Genomic DNA, 3,623 nt, shown 5'->3' on the forward strand with positions numbered 1-3,623 from the left:
CGCTGATGTCGGAAAACAAGCGCTTCCCGCCGCGCTATATCCTCGAGAGCGACGAGTTGCTCATCTGGGGTGTCGTCACGTTCAGTGTGCGCAGCCATGACAACCTCGCCTGAGACGGTCTTCGCGCTGATCGACTGCAACAGCTTCTACGCCAGCTGCGAGCGGGTGTTTCGCCCGGACCTGCTGCGCACGCCGATCGTGGTGCTGAGCAACAACGATGGCTGCGTCATCGCCCGCAGTGCCGACGCCAAGCCGTTCGTGAAGATGGGCGAGCCGTATTTCCTGGTCAAGGACACCTTGCGCAAGCACGGGGTGGTGGCGTTTTCGTCCAACTATGCGCTGTATGGCGACATGAGCCAGCGGGTAATGACGGTGATCGAAAGCATGGTTCCCAGCCTTGAGATCTACTCCATCGACGAAGCCTTCGCCGAGCTGACTGGCGTGCCGGGCGACCTCGACAGGCTAGGGCGCAACCTGCGTGCCCAGGTGCTGCGCAGCACCGGCATCCCGGTCGGCATCGGCATCGCCGGTACCAAGACCCTGGCCAAGCTGGCCAATCATGCCGCCAAGCGCTGGCAGACGCAGAGCGGCGGGGTGGTCGACCTGCGCGACCCGGTCAAGCGCGACTGGGTACTGAAAAAGTGCGAGGTCTCGGACGTCTGGGGCATCGGCCGGCGCATGACCGCGCACCTGCGCGAAATGAACATCCTCACCGCCTGGGACCTGTCCCGCGCCGACCCCTGGACGCTGCGCAAGACCTTCAGCGTGGTGATCGAGAAGACCGCCCGCGAGCTGGCGGGCACGCCGTGCCTGGAACTCGACGAACCCGACCCGCCGAAGCAGGAAATCTGCTGCAGCCGCATGTTCGGCACGCGCCTGGCGGAGCTCGCGCCGATCAGCGAAGCGGTCGCCACCTACGTGATGCGCGCCTCGGAAAAGCTGCGGGCGCAGGGCTCGCTGTGCCGCAGGATGCGCGTGAGCATCCGCACCGGGATGTTCAATCCGGACGAGGCGAAATACGCCAAGGGCGTGGTGGTGCGGCTGCCGTATCCCACCGACGACGTGCGGCTGCTCACCCGCATGGCGCTGGAGGCGACCACGCAGGTGTACCGTCCCGGGTTCCGGTACAGCAAGGCCGAAGTACTGCTGCTCGACCTGTGTCAGCGCGGGGAGTACACCGACGACCTGTTCGCCGCCTCGCAACCGCTGAAGGACGAGCGGGTGATGCAGGTGCTCGATTGCATCAATGGGCGCTGGGGCCGCGGTACGCTGAGGCCTGCGGCGGTACCGGCGCAGCCGGAATGGGCGATGCGCCGGGAGATGATGAGCCGTAGCTATACCACCCAGGTGGCGGAGCTTTGGCGGCTGGGGTAAGGGAGAAAGGGAATCGGAGGAGTTCCGTATCAATATGTAAATTTCGTAAATAAGATTTAACACTATTTGAGAATCAATATATTTACCGTCCCTGTGGCTACCCAATACATGGAGACGTAGAAAAATGCAGTCCAGAACCTCACCCAACAGCCTGGCCCTGGCCTTTGTCGCGCTGGCTTCGCCGGCGCTGCTGACGACCTCGGTCCATGCTGAAGAAGTCACCTCGAGTGAGGTACTGGAAGTACCGGTTGGCGACAACGCCATGGTGATCGAGAACACCATGGTCACCGCCGAGGAAGAAGCCCGCCAGGCGTTGGGCTCTTCGGTCATCACCGCGGAAGATATCAAGCGTCGTCCGCCGGCCAATGACCTGTCGGACATCATCCGTCGCGAGCCGGGCGTCAACCTGACCGGCAACAGCGCCAGCGGCGCGCGGGGCAACAACCGGCAGATCGACCTGCGCGGCATGGGCCCGGAAAACACCCTGATCCTGATCGATGGCAAACCGTCGAGCGGCCGCAACGCGGTGCGCTACGGCTGGAACGGCGACCGCGACACCCGCGGTGAAACCAACTGGGTGCCGGCCGAGGCGGTCGAGCGCATCGAGATCCTGCGCGGCCCGGCGGCCGCTCGTTACGGCTCCGGGGCCATGGGCGGGGTGGTGAACATCATCACCAAGCGCCCGACCGATGAGCTCAAGGGCAACCTGAACCTGTACACGCAAATGCCCGAAGACAGCGCCGAGGGCGCCAGCCGCCGCGCCAACTTCAACCTGAGCGGCGGGCTGACCGACAACCTGGGCTTTCGCGTGTATGGCGGCGTGGCCAAGACGGATGCGGACGACCTGGACATCAACGCCGACCATGCCACTTCCGCGTTGTCCGCGGGACGCGAGGGCGTGCGCAACAAGGACATCGATGGCCTGCTGAGCTGGAAGCTCAACGACGAGCATCGCCTGGAAGCCAGCGCGGGCTACAGCCGGCAGGGCAATATCTTCGCGGGCGACACCATGAACAGCAACGGTGGCGGCGACGTCGACTTCGTTTCCAGCCTGTATGGCCAGGAAACCAACGTCATGCAGCGCAACACCTACGACCTGACCCACCTGGGCGATTTCAGCTGGGGTTCGACCAAGACCTCGCTGTCGTACCAGTACGTACGCAACTGGCGCCTCAACGAAGGCCTGGCCGGCCGTACCGAAGGCGCACCGGGTGATGGCGCGGGCGCGGCCTTGTCGCGGCTGCGCACGACCCGTCTGGCCAGCGAAGTGAACCTGCCCTTCGCCGTGGGCAACACCGAGCACGTGATGACCCTGGGTGGCGAGTACCTGTACGAAACCTTGAATGACAAGGGCTCGCTTCAGGCGCAAAGCTTCGACCCGTCGGGCGAGGCGGGAAGCGTGATCGATGGCTTCAACCGCGACTCGAAGATCACGGCCAAGAGCTACGCGCTGTTCGTCGAGGACAACATCGTCATCGGCGACACCACCATTACCCCCGGCCTGCGCCTGGACCACCACGAAGAATTCGGTGACAACCTCAGTCCCAGCCTGAACCTGTCGCACAAGCTGACCGATGACCTGACCGTGAAAGGCGGTATCGCCCGGGCCTACAAGACGCCAAACCTGTACCAGTACAACTCCAACTACCTGCTCTACAGCCGTGGCAATGGTTGCAGTGTCCGGCAGAGCAACAACGGCGGCTGCTACCTGCAGGGCAACGCCGACCTCGATCCGGAGATCAGCATCAATAAGGAAATCGGCCTGCTCTACGACCGCGGCACCTGGCGCACCAGCGCGACCTACTTCCGCAATGACTACCAGAACAAGATCATTGGCGGCACCGACGTGCTCTATACCATCAACAGCGGCAGCCGCGTGACCCAGTGGGAAAACGCCGGCAAGGCCCTGGTCGAAGGCGTGGAAGGCAACTTCTTCATCGAGCTGACCCCGTCGCTGGACTGGAACACCAACCTCACCTGGATGCTCAACAACGACAATCGCGACACCGGCGAGCCGCTCAGCGTGATCCCCGAGTACACCGTCAACACCACCCTGGACTGGCGCGCCACCGAACAGCTGTCATTCCAGGTCGCCGGTACGTACTTCGGCAAGCAGAAGTCGCCTAGCTACAACTACCGCCTCCAGGAAAGCTACACCGAAGAGGCCCAGGAAGACGTCGAAGCCTACGGCCTGGTCGATGTCAGCACCGGCTACAGGTTCAACGAGCACTACGACGTGCGCCTGGGCG

At 63.5% G+C, this 3,623-nt stretch carries 2 protein-coding genes and 1 pseudogene; all 3 read left to right on the top strand.

Annotated elements, in window-relative coordinates; all coding sequences use genetic code 11:
- A pseudogene (locus tag VJS90_RS03420) lies at nucleotides 1-113 on the top strand (peptidase S24); the annotation flags it as partial.
- On the top strand, nucleotides 97-1,374 hold the full coding sequence (locus VJS90_RS03425; protein WP_324119117.1) for a Y-family DNA polymerase: 1,278 nt from the start codon (nucleotides 97-99) through the stop codon (nucleotides 1,372-1,374). The pseudogene VJS90_RS03420 and the gene VJS90_RS03425, both read left to right, overlap by 17 nt.
- 124 nt (nucleotides 1,375-1,498) lie before the next feature.
- On the top strand, nucleotides 1,499-3,623 hold a 2,125-nt coding region (locus VJS90_RS03430), incomplete at its 3' end, for a TonB-dependent siderophore receptor (RefSeq protein WP_324119119.1).

The sequence above is a fragment of the Pseudomonas sp. genome, from assembly GCF_035277045.1.
Taxonomy (GTDB): Bacteria; Pseudomonadota; Gammaproteobacteria; order Pseudomonadales; family Pseudomonadaceae; genus Aquipseudomonas.